The sequence below is a fragment of the Paracoccus sp. J56 genome, from assembly GCF_019633685.1.
In the GTDB taxonomy this organism is placed as follows: Bacteria; Pseudomonadota; Alphaproteobacteria; order Rhodobacterales; family Rhodobacteraceae; genus Paracoccus; species Paracoccus kondratievae.
In genome coordinates, this window is the sequence record NZ_JAFL01000017.1 from 56,019 (window position 1) to 73,525 (window position 17,507).

Genomic DNA, 17,507 nt, shown 5'->3' on the forward strand with positions numbered 1-17,507 from the left:
AAGGCCTTAGCCCCGCGCAGTGGCAAGCATGCGGGCGATCTCATCCTTCAGCGCGGTGCGCTTGCGGCGCAGCTCGGCTTCGGCCTCTTCAGACATCGGCGTCTGGCGGCTTTCAGCACCGGCGACCTCGTCATTAACGGCGTCATAATCTTCAAGCAGGCGGGCAAAGCGGCTGTCCGATACCTTCAGCCGGTGGATCAGCGTCCCGTCTTCGGGAAATTCCTCGTGGATGGCGTGAGGTGCTGCCATTTCGTTTACTCCCAAACAAGGATAACCAGATTCCCGATAGACGCCGAAGCGTCGGCAGGCAACATGAGATCCAAGAGGTAAAAGCGCGCCATGGACCCGGACACCACCTTGCTCGGCCCCCTGTCTCTGGCTGATCTCGCCGCCCTTGGCTGGCTGTTTCTGGCTTGGTTTTCCATAGGTTGGGCGACCGAGCACCCGCCAAGGGACCACCCTTCGGTCACCGTATTGATGAAAGCCCATCGCCGTGAATGGATGCGACAATTCATCACACGAAACCCACGCATCTTTGACAGCGCAATCCTGACCACGCTGCGCGAAGGCACGGCCTTCTTTGCCTCGGCCTGCCTTATCGCAATCGGTGGCGGTCTGGCACTGATCGGCAATACCGACCAACTGGCAGGCGTGGCCCGGCAGTTTGATCTGGGCCACATCCCGGCGCTGAAATGGGAAATCAAGATCGTCGTTGCGCTGTTCTTTGTCGCCAATGCACTGCTGCGCTTTATCTGGTCGCACCGGCTTTTCGGTTATTGTGCGATCATCATGGCCTCGGTCCCCAATGAGCCCGAGGACCCGCGCGCCCTTCCTTTGGCCATGCAGGCGGCCGATATCAATATCACCGCAGCGAAAAGCTTTAACTCGGGGCTGCGCTGCGTCTATTTCTCGCTTGCAGCACTTGGCTGGCTGGCCGGGCCCCTTGGGCTTTTCCTGTCCACGGTCTATGTGCTTTTCATCTCGTGGCGGCGCGAGTTCGCCTCACGTTCTCGCAGGGCGATCATGAAGCACGTCCCCGGAGAGACGCGCCTGCCGCCAGGCGAGCCAAAGCGCGAGGATACCGGCCCCTGACAGGCCAACCGCCACCAGCCCCGAAGACCGCCAGCCCCAGCCAGCCGCCAGTGCCAGACCGGCCAGCCATGGCCCCAGCGCGTTGGCAGCGTTGAAGGCGGCATGGTTCATGGCAGCCGCCATGCTTTGCGCTTCGCCCGCGACATCCATCAGCCGGGTTTGCAAGGGCACGACCATGCCCGAGCCAAGGCCAAGAACGAAAGAAGACAGCAGCATCAGCCGCCAGTCCCCGACTGCGAATGAGGCAAAGGCCTGCGTTATCGCCATGAACAGCATCAGGCGCAGCGCGGCACCCCAGGTGCCATAGCGCATCGTCAGCCGCGCGGCGCGGATACTACCAAGCGTGCCGCCGATGCCAAAGGCCGAAAGCGTTGCCGGCACCGCCCATCCCGGCGGCTGGGTCGTCGCAAGCATTGCTGCCGAAAGATAAGAATAGACCGCGAAAAGCCCGCCAAAGCCGATTGCGCCGACCAGCAGGATCAGCATGACCGCCGGATTTCGCAGCGCCTTAAGCTCTGCGAAAGGCTGCGCGTTCTTGGGCGCCCCGACCCGGGGGGCAAGACGCAGGATCAGCCAGCCAGCAAGCAGCGCCAGAACACCGGGCAGAGCAAAGCCCCAGCGCCAGCCCAGCCCCTGCCCCAGAATCCCGGCCAGCGGCACCCCGGCGATATTGGCGACCGTCAGGCCCAGCAGTACCTGCGTCACGCCTTTGGCCCGCTGTTCGCGCGGCAGAGCATCGGCGGCAAAAAGCATCGCCACGCCCAGAAAGCCACCATGTGGCAGACCGGCAAGGAAACGGGTGATGACCAGCGTGCCATAACCGGGCAGGATCGCCGCCAGCAGGTTCATCACCCCATAGATCGCGATCAGCGCCGCAAGATAGCGCCGTCGCGGCAGCCGCGCCCCAAGGATAGAGGTCACCGGTGCGCCAACGACCACCCCCAGAGCATAGGCCGAAACAACGTGACCCGCCTGCGGCTCAGAAATGGCAAGGTCGCTTGCATACCATGGCAACAGACCCATGGCGGCGAATTCCGAGGTGCCGATAGCAAATGCACCAAGGGCAAGAGAAAGAATCGCAAGTTTCAGGTTTGGCTGCGGCGGCATGACGGCATCTTCCGGGGCTGGCGGATATGGGGGGATATGTTGATAGCGATAACAGATGCGACCATATGCCGCCAAGCCGCCAACCGGGAAGTCCTGACATGCAAAGCACGCAAGGCTTACCCCTGCCTTTGCCGGATAGGGTGCTTTTGCCTCCTGCGGGGCCCGTCACGGACCGGCTACAAGGATGGGCCGGGACCTAGCCAACCTGCCAGCTTGGCTTGCGCTTTTCAAAAAAGGCGGCGATGCCTTCCGGTGCCTCGCTGCCCTCCCAGACCGCGACGAGGGCGTCGATGCTTGCCTCGATCTCGGCCTCGCCGATGGCGGGGCCAAGGCGGCGGGCCAGCTGCTTGGCCGCTGCGACCGCGCCGGGGGCGCAGGACAGATAGGGCGCGACCTCGGCCTCGATGGCAGCATCCAGCGTCGCGGCATCGGCAATATCCGCCAGCAGGTTCAGCCGCACCGCCTCATCAGCGCCAAATAGCCGCGCCGACATGAAAACCCGACGCGCCTTATCTTCGCCCATTCGTGCCAGAACATAGGGGCCGATGGTGGCGGGGATCAGGCCAAGCCGTGTTTCGGTCAGACCAAAGCGCGCCCCGGGTACGGCAATCGCTACGTCGCAGACCGAAATCATGCCGACCCCGCCGCCAAAGGCATTGCCCTGCACCCGCCCGATCAAAGGCTTTGGCAGGCTGTTCAACGCATGTAGCATCATTGCGAGTTCGCGCGCCCCGGCGCGGCGGGTCTGCGCATCGGCCCGCATCTGGTCCTGCATCCAGCCCAGATCGCCACCAGCGCAGAAGCTGCGCCCCTCGGCCGCCAGCACTACGACACGCACAGCGGGATCAGCACCAAGGCTGCGCGCAGCCTCGGTCAGTTCGCGAATCATCTGCGCCGACAGGGCGTTATGTTTGTCCGGCCGGGCAAGCCACAGGTGGGTGACGCCCCGCTCGTCGGTGTCGATGCGGATCGTTTCCATCATACCTGTCCTCTCATGCCGCGAGCCATGGTTGCGGCCTGTTCGATCACGGCCATGTCCAGCCCGGTTTCATGGCCCCGCGCGGTCAGATGGGCGGCAACCTTTTCCGTCGCGACATTTCCGGCAGCCCCCGGCGCGTAGGGACAGCCGCCAAGCCCGCCCACAGCGGCGTCAAAGACCCGCAACCCACGTGCAAGGCTTGCGTCGATATTGTCGAGCGCCCGCCCGGCGGTGTCGTGAAAATGACCTGCCAGTCTTTCGGGCGGCAATTCATTCAGGACCGCGCCCAGCATGGCATCAACGGTTTCGGGGCAGCCCTGTCCGATGGTATCGCCAAGGCTGATCTCATAACAGCCCAGATCGCGCAAAGCGGCGGCAACGCGGGCCACATTGGCAGGCGGCACCGGCCCGTCAAATGGACAATCCGTCACCACCGAGACATAGCCGCGCACCGGCACGCCATCTGCTTGCGCCGCCTCGGCCACGGCGGCGAACCGCTCAAGGCTTTCGTCGATGCTGGCGTTCAGATTGGCACGGGAAAACCCTTCCGAGGCCGAGGCAAAGATTGCCACCTCATCCGCGCCTGCTGCACGCGCCGCCTCATAGCCACGCAGGTTCGGGGTCAGCACCGCGTAGCGGATGCCGGCGTGGCGGGTAATGCCTGCCATGACCTCGGCAGCATCGGCCATCTGCGGCACCCATTTCGGCGGCACAAAGCTTGTCACCTCGATGCGCCGGAAGCCCGCCCCTGACAGAAGATCGACCAGCGCAATCTTGTCCGCCGCCGGGATCAGACGCTTTTCGTTTTGCAGCCCGTCGCGGGGACCGACTTCGAAAATCTCAACCTGTGGCATCGGGCACCTCGTAAAAGTCATGCTCATAGATCGCATCACCCCCGGCGCGGGCAAGCGCGCGGCGATAGGCAGGCCGTGCCGTCATGCGGTCGCGATAGGCGGCAAGCGCGGGGTAATCCGCGGCCGGCAGAAAGCGGAACACCGCCTCGATGTTGAAACCCTGCATACAATCAGCAGCCGAGAACGCGGAAAGCAGCGTCTGGCGCCCTGTCAGATGCTTATCCAGCGCGCGGGCGGTGACCGCCAACCGTTTGGTATCAAGCCGCATCAGCGGGATCGACCGGGCGCTTTCGGGCCGCAAAAAGATATGATGGATGTTCAGCGCCTGCAGGATACAGGCCTGCGTTTCGGAAAAATGCATCCATTCAAGGAAATCCGCGCGTTCGGGGTCGCCCGGAGGCGGGGCAAGCCTGCCTTCCCGCTCGGTCAGGTATTGCAGGATCGCACCGGATTCAAAGATCGCGCGACCGTCTGTCTCCAGCGCCGGAATACGCCCCGCCGGTGAAAGCGCGCGAAACTCGGGGCTGCGCAGGCTTCCGTCGGTCAGGGACCACAGCCGCAGTTCGCAATCGAGCCCCAGTTCCTCGATCAGCCACAACACCCGCAGCGAACGCGAGCCGGGAACGTGGTGCAGGATCATGTCGGGACCTCTTCTTCAAGGCGGATCAGGGCGGCGCCTGCCTCGACCTGATCGCCAGCGCGGGCCAGCACCTCGGCCACCTTGCCGTCGCGGGCGGCGGTCAGCGTATGTTCCATCTTCATCGCCTCAAGGATTGCCAGCGGCGCGCCTGCCGCGACCTCTTGCCCTGCCTCGACGAAGATCGCCTTCACCAGCCCCGGCATCGGCGAAAGGGTCAGCCCGCCACCCGTCTCTTTGCCGCCATGTGCAAGCGGATCGAGCGGGACCAGCGTCAGCGAGCGCCCGCCAAAGACGCTGGTGCCTGCTCCATGGTTCACAATGCGGTAGCGGCGGGGGCGGTCATCGACCCACCAGCGCCCGCCCTGCCATGCGATCTGATGCGTATTCCCGTCAAGCGTCACACGGGCCGCGCCGGGGCCCGGCACCTCGATCACCGCCTCACCACCCTCCCAGGCGATGGTGCGGCGCAGCGGCTGCCACAGGGTGATGCCGCCCCGCCTTTGCGGATCGTCAAGCCCGGCCAGCCCCAGCACAGCCAGCGCCCGGGCAGCAGGATCAGGCTCGGCTGCCTCGATCAGCGATTGCAGATCGCGGGCGATCAGGCCGGTATCGACCTCACCCTGCGCAAAGCCCTGATGCCGGGTCAGAGCGATCAGAAAGTCCAGATTCGTGACCGACCCCGCGACCTCGGTATCGGTCAGCGCCGATTCCAGCGCCCGCAGTGCAATCGCGCGGGTTGCGCCATGGGTCACGACCTTGGCGATCATCGGGTCATACCAGGGCGAGATCGTGTCGCCCGCGCGCACCCCGGTTTCGATCCGGGCGTGGTCGGGGAAACGCAGATGCGCAAGCGTGCCGGTGGCGGGCAGAAAGCCTGCCGGGACATCCTCGGCGTAAAGCCGCGCTTCGAAGGCATGGCCGGTAATGCGCAGATCCTCTTGCCGTGCGGGCAAAGGTTCGCCACTGGCAACGCGCAATTGCCATTCGACCAGATCGACGCCGGTAACCGCCTCGGTCACCGGATGTTCGACCTGCAGGCGGGTGTTCATTTCCATGAACCAGAACCCGTCGGGGCGCAGGCCGTTGCTGGCATCGACGATGAATTCGACCGTCCCCGCGCCAGCATAGCCGATTGCCTCGGCGGCCCGGACGGCGGCGGCGCCCATGGCCGCCCGCATCTCGGCGGTCATGCCGGGGGCCGGGGCCTCTTCGATCACCTTTTGATGACGACGCTGAAGAGAGCAGTCGCGTTCAAAAAGATGCACTGCCTGCTGACCGTCGCCAAAGACCTGCACCTCGATGTGACGAGGGCGCGAGATATATTTCTCGATCAGCACGGCGGGGTTGCCAAAGGCTGTGGCGGCCTCGCCCTGCGCCGATTGCAGGGCTGCGGGAAAGTCGCCGGCCCGCTCGACCAGCCGCATACCTTTGCCTCCACCACCCGCCACCGCCTTGATCAGTACCGGATAGCCGATGCGGTCCGCCTCGGCTGCAAGATGGGCGGGGTCCTGATTTTCGCCGTGATAGCCGGGGACGACGGGCACGCCTGCCTCGGCCATCAGCGCCTTGGCCGCGTCCTTAAGCCCCATCTTGCGGATCGCCTCGGCCGAGGGGCCGATAAAGACCAGCCCCGCCGCCGTCACTGCATCAACGAAATCGGGGTTTTCGCTGAGAAATCCATAGCCTGGATGGATCGCCTCGGCCCCGGTCTCAAGCGCGGCGCGAATGATCGCATCGCCGCGCAGATAGCTGTCTCGGGGCGCAGGGCCACCGATATGGACGGCCTCGTCGGCCATGGCGACATGGCGCGCCTCGCGGTCGGCATCCGACCAGACCGCAACCGTGCGCACCCCCAGGCTGCGTGCGGTGTCGATGACCCGGCAGGCGATCTCGCCCCGGTTGGCAATCAGGATCTTGTGGAACATCCGGCACCTCCTCTTGCGGGCTGAGCTTTGCGCGCCCGGCACCCGGCGCATGGGCAAGACCGGGATTTCATCGACGGGCCTCATCCAAGGCCCGTTGCAGCGTCTCATGAGAGGCAGCGTCAAAACCGATCAGCGTCACTTGCAGATCGTCGCCATATTCAAGGATGGTTTCCACGGCGATACGCGCGGCGCGTTCGGCGGGAAAGCCATAGACCCCGGTCGAGATTGCCGGAAAGGCGATGCTGACAACACCATGTTGATGCGCAAGGGCAAGGCTGTTGCGATAGGCACTGGCAAGCAGCGCGTCTTCGCCTGCCCCGCCGCCCTGCCAGACCGGACCGACAGTGTGGATCACATATCTTGCGGGCAGGTCATAGCCTTGGGTAATGCGCGCCTCGCCCGTCGGGCAACCACCAAGGCTGCGGCATTCCTCAAGCAATCGCGGGCCGGCTGCGCGGTGGATCGCCCCGTCCACACCTCCGCCGCCCAGCAGCGAGCTGTTGGCAGCGTTGACGATCGCATCGACGGCGAGCCGGGTGATATCGCCTTGCAGGGTCGAAATCGGCATGACCCTACATCCTGAAGATGCCGAAACGGGTCGGCTCGACCGGCGCGTTAAGGCTGGCCCGCAGACTGAGCGCCAGCACCTCGCGTGTCTTGCGCGGGTCGATGATACCATCGTCCCAAAGCCGCGCCGAGGCGTATAGCGGATGGGACTGGCGTTCGAACATCTCGATGGTGGGACGTTTGAACTCGGCCTCTTCCCCGGCGCTCCATGTACCGCCCTGACGCTCGATCCCCTCGCGGCGGACGGTGGCAAGGACGCCTGCCGCCTGTTCGCCGCCCATGACGGATATGCGCGAATTAGGCCAGGTCCACAGAAAGCGCGGGCTGTAGGCGCGTCCTGACATGCCGTAATTGCCTGCGCCGAAACTACCGCCGACCAGCATGGTGATCTTGGGCACGCTGGTCGTCGCCACCGCCGTCACCATCTTGGCACCGTGCCGGGCGATGCCCTCATTTTCATATTTGCGGCCGACCATGAAGCCGGTGACGTTTTGCAAAAAGACCAGCGGAATGCCCCGCATCGAACACAGTTCGATGAAATGTGCCCCCTTTTGCGCAGCCTCGGAAAAGATCACCCCGTTATTGGCGATGATACCGACCGGGCAGCCCTCAACATGGGCAAAGCCCGTCACCAGCGTCTCGCCAAAGCGGGCCTTGAATTCATCAAAGCGTGAGCCGTCGGCCACGCGCGCGATTACCTCGCGAATGTCATAGGGGATCTTCAGATCGGCGGGGACAATGCCAAGGATCTCATCAGGGTCATAAGCTGGCGGCTCGGACGATTGCCATTGCACCGAGACAGGCTGGGTGCGGTTCAGGTTTGCGATGCTGCGCCGGGCAATGGCCAGCGCATGGACGTCGTCCTCGGCCAGATAATCGGCGACGCCAGACAGGCGCGTGTGCACGTCGCCCCCGCCCAGATCCTCGGCCGAGACCACCTCTCCGGTCGCGGCTTTCACCAGCGGCGGGCCGGCCAGAAAGATCGTACCCTGATTGCGCACGATGATGGTCACATCCGACATGGCCGGTACATAGGCTCCACCCGCCGTGCATGAGCCCATGACAACGGCGATCTGGGCAATACCCTTGGCCGACATCCGCGCCTGATTGTAAAAAATGCGCCCGAAATGGTCGCGGTCGGGAAAGACCTCATCCTGATTGGGCAGGTTGGCGCCGCCTGAATCGACCAGATAGACGCAGGGCAGATGGCATTCCTCGGCGATCTCCTGCGCGCGCAGGTGTTTTTTCACCGTCATCGGGTAATAGGTCCCGCCTTTGACGGTTGCGTCATTGGCAACGACCATCACCTCTTGCCCGTGCACCCGGCCGATCCCCGCGATCACCCCGGCACAAGGCGCGGCCCCGTCATACATGCCGTGGGCCGCCGTCGCGCCGATCTCAAGAAACGGAGAGCCGGGGTCAAGCAGGTTCGCCACACGCTCGCGCGGGGGCATCTTCCCGCGGGAGGTGTGACGCTCCATCGCCTTTGGGCCGCCCCCCGCTGCGGCAGCCAGCGCTGCCTCGCGTACGGTTTCCAGCATGGCAAGATGCGCCTCGCGATTGGCCCGGAAATTGTCTGATGATGGTAGGACCGACGTGCCAAGCTTCATCGCATCATCCTTTTGCTGTGGGGGTAGGGGCGCGCCAGTTTGTCGCAGCCCGTCCGCAAACGGGGGAATGTTGATCCAGATCAACGTCGCAGTCCCCGCCCAGGCGCCATGAGCTGGGACGCGACAAGAAAAGAGGATCGTCATGAGAAACAAGCTTGCCATCGCTGCGGCACTTGCTGCGCTTGCTTCGCCCGCGCTTGCTCAATCGCAGGGGGAATGGACGCTTGGCTTTGGGATTGCCAACGTAAACCCCAAGTCGAACAACGGGACGCTGGCGGGGGGCACGGTGCCGACCAGCATCGACGACAATATCCGGCCCACGATCACCTTCGAATATTTCATCCGCGACAATATCGGCATCGAGGTGCTGGGCGCCCTGCCCTTCAAGCATTCGATCAAGTCGAACGGGACCGAGATCGGCACCGTCAAGCACCTGCCGCCGGTCGTCTCGCTGCAATATCACTTTGACGCCAGCCCGCAGTTCAAGCCCTTTGTCGGCGTCGGTGTGAACTTTACCGGCTTCTGGGACGGTGAGGCCAAGGGGCCGCTTGCCGGTTCCAAGCTGCGCGTCAAGAACAGCTGGGGGCTGGCAGCCCATGTCGGCGCCGACTACTGGATCAGCGACAAATCCGCGATCCGTGCCGATTTCCGCTGGATCGATATCAACGCCGATGTCGAACTGAACGGCGCCAATATCGGCGAGGTCGAGGTCGATCCGGTCGTTGCCGGCATCAGCTATGTGATGAAATTCTAAGCCGGGCCACAGATCGTTCCGGCAAGCGCACGGGGGCCGCATCATTCTTGCGGCCCCAATTCCATAAGCAACGCTGCCTGCCGTGCGGTTTCATTACGCAGGCAACGGGCATGGGCCAGATCGCCACCCTCTTTGCCCACACCTGCTGACGCGCAAAGCGCCTTGCGAAAGGCGATCCAGCTGCGCTCCATCTCACGCAGCCCTTCGGGGGTGCCGCCTGCAGCCAGCGCAGCCTCATAGAGCGTGGTCAGCTGGGCCTCCCACGCCTGATGAGAGGCATCAAGGCAGTTCGCCATCGGGAAATCCGGATCGTCGCCCGTGTATTTCCCACGCGTGTAGGTCAGGCAGGCCTCCATTCCCGCATCGGCGCAATCGGCCCGCGCACCTTGCGTCACGGCCCCCTCAAGGCATTGATCAATGGCAGCCGGATCAAAACCCGAGGCATCGCCCGCATGAACAGGAATGGCCAGCAGCGCGACCAGACCGGCTGCAGCCAGAGGCTTCATTCCTGCTCCTCCATCCCTTCGGTCAGCCTGCCCAGCCGCAGCGCCTGATCAGCGGTCAGTTCAAGCATGCAACTTTGTGCAGCCGGACCGCCAGCGGTCCCGCCCTGAAAGCGCAGGACCTCATACCGGCAGGTGGAATCGCGAAAGGCGATCCAGTTGCGCTGAGCCTTGCGCAACTCGGGTGCTGCCGGAGAGGCGGCAGAGCCAAGCTCGGCCAGTTCCTTGTCCGCTGCCTCTGCCACCTTCAGCGCGCGGGCGTAGTTGATGTTAAGCAGCTTGTCCCAGTCTCTGGTTTCAGACTCGAGGCATTGCGACATGCCGACGGTCGTGTCCCCGCCCGGCGTTGCCATACATTGCGTCGAGGCCCCGCCGATGCAGTTATTCAGCGCCGCGTCGATATCGGTACCGGCCTTGGCATCGGCGATGCAGCGGGCAAAGCCCCCGGCATCATAGCGGGGACCGTCCTCGGCCATCGCCGGGGCGGCGAAGGCGATCAGGGCAGCGACCAGAGGGGGGACAAGCTTGCACATCAGGCGATCTCCATGAGTTGACGCCCGATCAACATCCGACGGATCTCGGACGTTCCCGCGCCGATCTCCATAAGCTTGGCGTCGCGGAACAGACGGCTGACGGTCGAGTCGCTCAGGAAGCCCGCGCCCCCCAATGCCTGCACGGCCTGATGAGCCTGCACCATCGCCTGTTCGCTGGCGTAAAGCACCGCGCCCGCCGCATCCTGTCGCGTGACCTTGCCCGAGTCGCAGGCCCGCGCCACCTCGTAGACATAGGCCCGCGCCGTGTTCAGAGCGACATACATATCGGCAATCTTGCCCTGCATCAGCTGAAAGGAACCGATGGGCTGGCCGAACTGTTTGCGCTCTTTGACATAGGGCATGACCTCGTCAAGGCAGGCGGCCATGATGCCGGTACCGATGCCCGACAGCACCAGACGTTCGTAATCAAGGCCCGACATCAGCACCCGGACGCCCTTACCCTCGGCCCCAAGCACATTCTCGAAGGGGACTTCGCAATCCTCGAAAATCAGCTCACCCGTGTTTGATCCCCGCATCCCCAGCTTGTCAAAATGCGGGCTGGTCGAGAAACCCTTCATCCCGCGTTCGACGATAAAGGCGGTGATCCCTTTGCTGCCCGCCTCGGGGTCGGTCTTGGCATAGACGACCAGAGTATGGGCGTCTGGCGCATTGGTGATCCAGTATTTGTTGCCATTGAGCACATAGCGGTCATTGCGCTTTTCGGCGCGCAGCTTCATGCTGACCACGTCGCTGCCAGCGCCCTCTTCGGACATGGCAAGCGCGCCCACATGCTCGCCCGAACACAGTTTCGGCAGGTATTTCTGCCTTTGTTCATCAGTGCCGTTCAGCCGGATCTGGTTCACACAGAGGTTCGAATGCGCACCATAGGACAGGCTGACCGAGGCCGAGGCGCGCGCAATCTCTTCCACCGCGATGACATGGGCCAGATATCCCATGCCGGTGCCGCCGAACTCTTCGGGCACGGTGATGCCAAGCAGGCCCAGATCGCCCATCTCGCGCCACAGCTCATTGGGGAATTCGTTCCTGCGGTCCACGTCGGCCGCCATTGGCTTCAGCCGCTCTTGCGACCAGCGATGGACGGTCTCGCGCAGCGCGTTCACATCCTCGCCCAGGTCGAACTGCATCCCCGAGGTGAACATCCTCCGTCTCCTCCATTATTGAACAGTTGTTCATTTAACTGATTTATGCCGCCACAGCGGGGCATGCGTCAAGTATGTTCTGATGTCTTGGGAAACGATCCTGCGCGGCTCCGGGGTTCGTTGACAAGCCCGCGCCTGCACGGCATCCCTGCCGTCAATCTGCAAGGAAGGGCCGATGACCCCTGCCCCTGATATCGCCCTGCGGCTGCTTATTCTGCGCCATGCGCCGCTGGCCCGGCCGGGGCTTGCGGGCCGCCGTGACCTGCCCGCCGATTGCAGCGATCACGCGGCTTTGCAATGGGCGCGCGCAGTGTTGCGGGGCGCAGACCTGTATTGGTCCAGCCCCGCTCTGCGCTGTCGCCAGACCTGCAAGGCGCTGGGGCTGACACCCGAATTCCACCCTGACCTGTGGGAACAGGATTTCGGCAGTTGGGAAGAACCGGGCGCGCAGATCCCTGACCTTGGCCCGTTGCCACCCGCCGAGCTTGCGCGTCAGCGTCCACCGGGCGGCGAAAGTTTTCTGGATATGGCCGCCCGGGTTCAGCCACTTATCGAACGGGCATCCGGGACGGTCGGCATCATCGCCCATGCCGGAACGGTGCGGGCTGCGCTGGCACTGGCGGTCGGCCCGGCTGCACTGTCATTCTCGGTCGCGCCCCTGTCGCTGACCATTCTATCGCGCAGCGCTGCAGGATGGGCGGTCGAGGCCGTCAATCGGGTCGCGTCATGATCCTGTCGCAAGAGACGCTGGTGATTGCGCTGACAGCGCTGTTGATCGACGCGCTGATCGGTTGGCCGGACGCTTTTTATCGCCGCATTTCGCATCCGGTGGTGTGGATCGGACGGCTGATCTCAGCTTTGGATGCGCGCTGGAACAGGGGAGGCAGACGCCTTGTGAGGGGCGCGCTGGCTGTGGCGGTGACGGTGGGTACGGCGGTGATCCCGGCGCTGCTGCTGACCTGGGCGCTGCTGTCTGTACCCTTTGGGCCGGTCATTCTGGGCGCGCTGGCATGGCCGCTGGTTGCCACCCGTTCGCTTTATGATCATGTCGCGGCAGTGGCGCGGCCGCTTGAGCGGGGCGATATGGCGGCAGCACGGGCGGCGGCGGCGATGATTGTCGGCCGTGATCTGGACGACCGGCCGGCACCCATCGCACGCGCTGCGCTTGAAAGCCTTGCCGAAAATACCTCGGATGGCGTGGTCGCACCGATTTTCTGGGCGGCGGTGGCAGGGCTGCCGGGAATTGCTGCCTATAAGGCGATCAATACGCTTGATTCGATGATCGGCCATATGAGCCCGCGCCATGTGCTGTTTGGCCGGGTGGCGGCACGTCTGGACGATCTGGTGAATCTGCCCGCTTCGCGCCTGACTGCGCTGCTGTTCCTGCTCGCCGCCCCGCCGCATAAGGGACGGGCGTTCAGGGTCATCCGCCGCGATGCCCGCCGACACCGTTCGCCCAATGCGGGCTGGCCCGAGGCGGCGATGGCCGGCGCGCTGAACGTGCGCCTCTCGGGTCCACGCAGCTATCACGGCATTGAAACGCCAGAGCCATGGCTGAACGAGGGCGCCCGCGACCCCGCCGCGCGCGACCTTATGGCCGGGCTGCGGCTTTATGTCCGCGCGATCACGATGCTGGGGCTGGGGCTTGCTGCGCTGCTGCTTGCCTAGCTCCAGTCAAAAAAGTCGGACGGCGCACGCCCGCGCAATTCCCCGGCCAGATCGGTGCCCATGGCCGCGCCGTCCGAGGACGGACCGATACGTTCGCCCGCGATGACTTCACTGCCATCCGGACGCAGGATCTCGCCCCGCAGTCGCAACTGGTCGCCTGCAAGCTCGGCCAGCCCGGCGATCGGCGTCTGACACGACCCGTCAAGCCGGGCAAGAAAAGCGCGTTCGGCCGTCACCCGCAGCGTGCTGTCCCGGTCCGAGATCGCGGCAAGCAGTGCGGCGGTTTGCGCATCATCCGCGCGCCGCTCGACCCCGATGCAACCCTGCGCGACGGCAGGCAGCATTTCGTCCGGCTCGACCGCGCCACGCGCCACATGCAGCATCCCCAGACGGGACAATCCTGCCATGGCAAGAAATGTTGCGACCGCAACACCTTCTTCCAGTTTTTTCAGACGGGTCTGAACGTTTCCTCGAAATTCGACAAGCTGCAGATCAGGCCGCCGCGCCGCGAGTTGCGCCCGCCTGCGCAAACTTGAAGAACCGACGACAGCACCTTGAGGAAGATCGGAAATTCCTGCGAAGCTGCTGCTCACAAAAGCGTCGCGTACGTCTTCGCGTGGCAGATAGCAATCGATCACCAGCCCATCAGGCTGGATCGTCGGCATATCCTTCATCGAGTGGACGGCGATGTCGATCTGGTGGGACAGCAGCGCGTCCTCGATCTCGCGGGTGAAAAGCCCCTTGCCGCCGATCTCTTTCAGCGGCCGGTCCAGAATCCGGTCGCCGGTGGTCTTGATGACCACGATCTCAAAGTCATCGGCGGAAAGGCCATGGGCGGCCATCAGCCGGTCGCGGGTCTCATGCGCCTGGGCCAACGCCAGGGCCGAGCCTCGGGTGCCGATACGCATGGGGTTCTGGGGATCAGGTCTGTGGGTCATGTCAAAGGGCTTAGCGCCCCCCCTTGGCCTTGACAACGGGGACGCGCACGCCATGAAGGGCCGGTACGAGGTGAGCCATGTCTGAAAAAACCATCCTGCGCGCGCTCAAGGGCGAGCGTCTGCCCGTCCCGCCCGTCTGGATGATGCGCCAGGCCGGCCGTTATCTGCCGGAATATCGCGCGACCCGCGCCAAGGCCGGCGACTTTTTGTCGCTGTGCTATACTCCCGATCTGGCGGCCGAGGTGACGCTGCAACCGATTAACCGCTATGGTTTCGATGCGGCGATTCTGTTTGCCGATATCCTGCTGCTGCCACAGGCGCTGGGGCTGGATCTGTGGTTTGTCACCGGCGAGGGGCCGCGCCTTTCGACTGTGACCACCGCCGCCGGGGTCAGGGCGCTGAAGCCCGCCTCGGCCATCCATGACACATTGTCGCCGGTCTATGAAACGGTGCGGATCCTGCGCCGTGAACTGCCGTCCGAGACGACGCTGATCGGCTTTGCTGGTGCGCCCTGGACGGTAGCGACCTATATGATCGCCGGGCGAGGCACGCCTGATCAGGGTCCTGCCCATGCGATGAAGACTGAGGACCGCGAGGCATTTTCGACCCTTATTGACCGGATTACCGAGGCAACGATTGACTACCTTTCGGCTCAGATCGAGGCCGGGGCCGAGGTGATCAAGCTTTTCGACAGCTGGGCCGGTTCGCTCCGGGGACAGGATTTCGACGATTTCGCCATTGAGCCGACGCGGCAGATCATCGCCGCGCTGAAATCGCGACACCCGGGCATCCCGGTAATCGCCTTCCCGCGCGAGGCCGGTCCCCGTTATACCGGTTTTGCCCGGGCGACCGGTGCCGATTGCGTGGCGCTGGATAACTCGGTCAGCGCCGACTGGGCAGCGGCCGAGGTCCAAAAGGACGGCTGCGTGCAGGGCAACCTTGACCCGCGCCTGCTGGTCGAAGGCGGCGAGACATTGGAGACCGAGACCCGGCGCATTGTCCGCGCCTTCTCGAACGGGCCACACATCTTCAACCTCGGCCATGGCATCACGCCTGATGCCGACCCCGAGAATGTCCAGCGCATGCTGGCCGCAATCCGCGGCTGATGGGCTGGATCCTTGCCACGCTGATCGCCGCCGCCGCCCAGACCGGGCGCAATGCGGCGCAGCGTCGGCTGACCGCCGAACTGGGCACCATGGGGGCAACGGCGGTACGTTTCCTTTTTGGTCTGCCCTTTGCGGCGCTGCTTCTGGCGCTGGTCGCCATGGCCAGGCCGATTCCAGTGCCCGACAGTACGGTCCTGGGCTGGGCGGCGCTTGGCGCCTGCTCGCAGATCGCCGCCACCGCGCTGATGCTGCTGACGATGGAGAGCCGGGGTTTCGGCGTTACCACCGCCCTGATCAAGACAGAGCCGGTGACGCTGGCGTTGATCGGCGCGCTGCTGTTGGCCGAGCCGCTTGGCCCCGCGCGCATGGCTGCAATCGCGACCGCGACGCTGGGGGTCGTGCTGATGTCGGGCGCGGACTGGAGACGCGGCGGCTGGCGCGCGGCAAGTCTTGGCATCGTGGCAGGTGCGCTTTTCGGTCTGTCCGCGATTGGCTTTCGCGGTGCTATCCTTGCCCTGCCCTTTGGGTCCGAGCCGATCCGGGCCGCGACCATACTGGCGATCAGCCTTGCGATGCAAAGCATCATCATGATGGTCTGGCTGGCCGTACTGAATCGCCCGGCACTGGCCGGAATTGTCCGGCACTGGCGGGGCTCTTTGGGTGCAGGTGCCTTGGGGGCGCTGGCATCGCTGTTCTGGTTTCTGGGCTTTGCGCTGACCGCCGCTGCCAATGTCCGCACCCTGGCGCTGGTCGAGGTGGTGATGGCGCAGCTTGTCTCGGGGCGGGTATTCCGCGAGGGCGCGAGCCCGCGTCAGATCGCGGGCATGGCGCTGATCGTCCTTGGCGTCGCCGCGCTGGTCGCGGTCAGTGCCCGGTGACGACCGGCAACATCGAGACGACCAGCAAAAGCGCCATCCCCCGGTTGAAAAGCCGCAGTCGCCCCGGGTCCTGCAACAGCCCGCGCAACCCCTGTCCCATGGCCGCCCAAAGCGTGACCGACGGCAGGTTCACCAGGGGCGTTGTTGCAGAACTCCGTTTTCTGAGGGATTCACACTGCGAATCCAGTGGGCTAAGGGGCGAGTATGAGCAAGCCTGAGCCGACCCGCTACCGCACGATGAACTGGAAGTCCTACAACGATGCCTTGAAGCGGCGCGGGTCCCTTCTGATCTGGCTGGACAAGGACATGGTTTGGCGCGCACCCAAATCCGGATGCAATGGTCGGCCGCCGGTCTTCTCTGATGCCGCGATCCAGTTCTGCTTGATGGTGAAGGTTCTGTTCGGCCTGCCTCTCCGGCAAACGACAGGGATGGTGGCGAGCATCCTTTCGATGGCCGGGCTCGACTGGCGGGTGCCCGATTTCTCGACCCTGAGCCGCAGGCAGAAGCGCATCACGGTTCAGATCACGAGCCGCCGTGCGCCGGGGCCGCTGAACCTGCTGGTGGACAGCACCGGGATCAAGTTTCTTGGTGATGGGGAATGGCTTGCCCGCAAGCATGGCCCGCATCGCCGACGCCAATATCGTAAGGTTCATCTGGCGATGGACACGGCTACAGGTGACATCCGCGCCGTCGAATTCACCACAAGCCGTGAAGGCGACAGCCCTGTTCTGCCCGACCTGCTCAACCAGATCCCAGAGGATGAACAGATCGGCACCGTCACCGGCGACGGTGCCTTTGACACCCGACGCTGCCACACCGCGATCCTGGATCGAGGCGGCACCGCCATCATCCCGATCCGGCGGAATGGCCGTCTCTGGAAGGAGGATTGCCCCGCCGCCAGGGCGCGCAACGAGATCCTCCGGGCAACCCAGCGCTTGGGCAGGGCCATATGGAAGCGCTGGTCAGGTTATCACGTCCGAAGCAGGATCGAGGCAAGGATGCGCTGCCTCAAGGCCTTCGGTGAACGCATCTCATCACGAGACCCGGACCGCCAGACCGCCGAAATCCATATCCGCATCGCCCTCATGAACCGCTTCAATGCCCTCGGATCCGCCGAGATCAAACGCGTGGCATGAACTCAACGCGAAAAGGGGAAACTGCGCTCACACACTGACTTCTGCAACAACGCCGG

20 protein-coding genes are annotated in these 17,507 nt (G+C 64.2%); 7 read left to right on the forward strand and 13 right to left on the reverse strand.

Annotated features, from left to right (window positions below; all coding sequences use genetic code 11):
- Window positions 1-6: 6 nt before the first annotated feature.
- Complete coding sequence (locus M511_RS13315) at window positions 7-249, reverse strand: HP1242/YdcH family protein (RefSeq protein WP_010396255.1); 243 nt, start codon at window positions 247-249, stop codon at window positions 7-9.
- Window positions 250-339: 90 nt separating this feature from the next.
- Between M511_RS13315 and M511_RS13320 the strand changes: the two genes are divergently transcribed.
- Window positions 340-1,092 carry a DUF599 domain-containing protein gene (locus M511_RS13320; RefSeq protein WP_010396257.1) on the forward strand — a complete coding sequence of 251 codons (753 nt, stop codon included), beginning with the start codon at window positions 340-342 and terminating at the stop codon, window positions 1,090-1,092.
- On the opposite strand, the gene M511_RS13325 is transcribed toward M511_RS13320, so the two are convergent.
- The 7 genes from M511_RS13325 to M511_RS13355 all read right to left on the reverse strand — a co-directional run bounded on the left by M511_RS13325 (window position 1,003) and on the right by M511_RS13355 (window position 8,774).
- Window positions 1,003-2,199 (reverse strand): MFS transporter, encoded by a 1,197-nt coding sequence (locus tag M511_RS13325; protein ID WP_010396260.1) that lies wholly within the window; start codon window positions 2,197-2,199, stop codon window positions 1,003-1,005. The genes M511_RS13320 and M511_RS13325 overlap by 90 nt on opposite strands.
- Window positions 2,200-2,395: 196 nt before the next feature.
- A complete protein-coding gene (locus M511_RS13330) occupies window positions 2,396-3,181 on the reverse strand; it encodes a crotonase/enoyl-CoA hydratase family protein (protein ID WP_085502442.1) in 786 nt (261 codons plus the stop codon).
- The gene (locus M511_RS13335; protein WP_085502443.1) at window positions 3,178-4,032 is read right to left on the reverse strand and encodes a hydroxymethylglutaryl-CoA lyase; all 855 of its coding nucleotides are present in this window, start codon (window positions 4,030-4,032) and stop codon (window positions 3,178-3,180) included. The genes M511_RS13330 and M511_RS13335 overlap by 4 nt, the downstream gene beginning before the upstream one ends.
- Entirely contained in the window at window positions 4,019-4,672 is a 654-nt protein-coding gene (locus tag M511_RS13340; protein WP_010396266.1) for a glutathione S-transferase family protein, read from the reverse strand. The genes M511_RS13335 and M511_RS13340 overlap by 14 nt, the downstream gene beginning before the upstream one ends.
- A complete protein-coding gene (locus M511_RS13345; protein WP_085502444.1) occupies window positions 4,669-6,597 on the reverse strand; it encodes an acetyl-CoA carboxylase biotin carboxylase subunit in 1,929 nt (642 codons plus the stop codon). Before M511_RS13345 ends, M511_RS13340 begins: the two co-directional genes overlap by 4 nt.
- A 67-nt stretch (window positions 6,598-6,664) precedes the next feature.
- Window positions 6,665-7,165, reverse strand: a complete 501-nt coding sequence (locus M511_RS13350; RefSeq protein WP_085502445.1) for an O-acetyl-ADP-ribose deacetylase — start codon at window positions 7,163-7,165, stop codon at window positions 6,665-6,667.
- Between the two features lie 4 nt (window positions 7,166-7,169).
- Window positions 7,170-8,774: a carboxyl transferase domain-containing protein gene (locus tag M511_RS13355; RefSeq protein WP_085502446.1), complete on the reverse strand. Its 1,605-nt coding sequence runs from the start codon at window positions 8,772-8,774 to the stop codon at window positions 7,170-7,172.
- A gap of 142 nt (window positions 8,775-8,916) precedes the next feature.
- On the opposite strand from M511_RS13355, the gene M511_RS13360 reads away from it, so the two are divergent.
- A complete protein-coding gene (locus M511_RS13360; RefSeq protein WP_010396271.1) occupies window positions 8,917-9,528 on the forward strand; it encodes an OmpW/AlkL family protein in 612 nt (203 codons plus the stop codon).
- 41 nt (window positions 9,529-9,569) lie between these two features.
- Here M511_RS13360 and M511_RS13365 read toward each other — a convergent pair whose 3' ends face one another.
- From M511_RS13365 to M511_RS13375, 3 genes are read right to left on the reverse strand one after another with little or no spacing between them, the layout of a single operon-like run.
- Window positions 9,570-10,034 carry a lysozyme inhibitor LprI family protein gene (locus M511_RS13365; RefSeq protein ID WP_010396273.1) on the reverse strand — a complete coding sequence of 155 codons (465 nt, stop codon included), beginning with the start codon at window positions 10,032-10,034 and terminating at the stop codon, window positions 9,570-9,572.
- Entirely contained in the window at window positions 10,031-10,564 is a 534-nt protein-coding gene (locus M511_RS13370) for a lysozyme inhibitor LprI family protein (RefSeq protein ID WP_085502447.1), read from the reverse strand. Before M511_RS13370 ends, M511_RS13365 begins: the two co-directional genes overlap by 4 nt.
- Window positions 10,564-11,724 carry an isovaleryl-CoA dehydrogenase gene (locus tag M511_RS13375; protein ID WP_010396278.1) on the reverse strand — a complete coding sequence of 387 codons (1,161 nt, stop codon included), beginning with the start codon at window positions 11,722-11,724 and terminating at the stop codon, window positions 10,564-10,566. Before M511_RS13375 ends, M511_RS13370 begins: the two co-directional genes overlap by 1 nt.
- A gap of 175 nt (window positions 11,725-11,899) precedes the next feature.
- Between M511_RS13375 and M511_RS13380 the strand changes: the two genes are divergently transcribed.
- Window positions 11,900-12,454, forward strand: a complete 555-nt coding sequence (locus M511_RS13380) for a histidine phosphatase family protein (protein ID WP_085502448.1) — start codon at window positions 11,900-11,902, stop codon at window positions 12,452-12,454.
- Window positions 12,451-13,392: an adenosylcobinamide-phosphate synthase CbiB gene (cbiB, locus tag M511_RS13385; protein ID WP_085502449.1), complete on the forward strand. Its 942-nt coding sequence runs from the start codon at window positions 12,451-12,453 to the stop codon at window positions 13,390-13,392. The genes M511_RS13380 and cbiB overlap by 4 nt, the downstream gene beginning before the upstream one ends.
- On the opposite strand, the gene hemC is transcribed toward cbiB, so the two are convergent.
- Window positions 13,389-14,330, reverse strand: a complete 942-nt coding sequence (gene hemC, locus M511_RS13390; protein ID WP_029372045.1) for a hydroxymethylbilane synthase — start codon at window positions 14,328-14,330, stop codon at window positions 13,389-13,391. The genes cbiB and hemC overlap by 4 nt on opposite strands.
- A 77-nt stretch (window positions 14,331-14,407) precedes the next feature.
- Between hemC and hemE the strand changes: the two genes are divergently transcribed.
- Together hemE and M511_RS13400 are read left to right on the forward strand one after the other, a co-directional pair.
- Window positions 14,408-15,436, forward strand: coding sequence for a uroporphyrinogen decarboxylase (gene hemE, locus M511_RS13395; protein ID WP_085502450.1), 1,029 nt, complete (start codon window positions 14,408-14,410; stop codon window positions 15,434-15,436).
- Window positions 15,436-16,314: an EamA family transporter gene (locus M511_RS13400; protein WP_010396288.1), complete on the forward strand. Its 879-nt coding sequence runs from the start codon at window positions 15,436-15,438 to the stop codon at window positions 16,312-16,314. The genes hemE and M511_RS13400 overlap by 1 nt, the downstream gene beginning before the upstream one ends.
- Here the strand turns inward: M511_RS13400 and M511_RS13405 are convergent.
- Window positions 16,301-16,447, reverse strand: a complete 147-nt coding sequence (locus M511_RS13405) for a hypothetical protein (RefSeq protein WP_240547632.1) — start codon at window positions 16,445-16,447, stop codon at window positions 16,301-16,303. The genes M511_RS13400 and M511_RS13405 overlap by 14 nt on opposite strands.
- 71 nt (window positions 16,448-16,518) lie before the next feature.
- Here M511_RS13405 and M511_RS13410 point away from each other — a divergent pair, with 71 nt between their 5' ends.
- On the forward strand, window positions 16,519-17,451 hold the full coding sequence (locus M511_RS13410) for an IS5-like element ISPpa3 family transposase (RefSeq protein WP_085502451.1): 933 nt from the start codon (window positions 16,519-16,521) through the stop codon (window positions 17,449-17,451).
- Window positions 17,452-17,507: the final 56 nt, after the last annotated feature.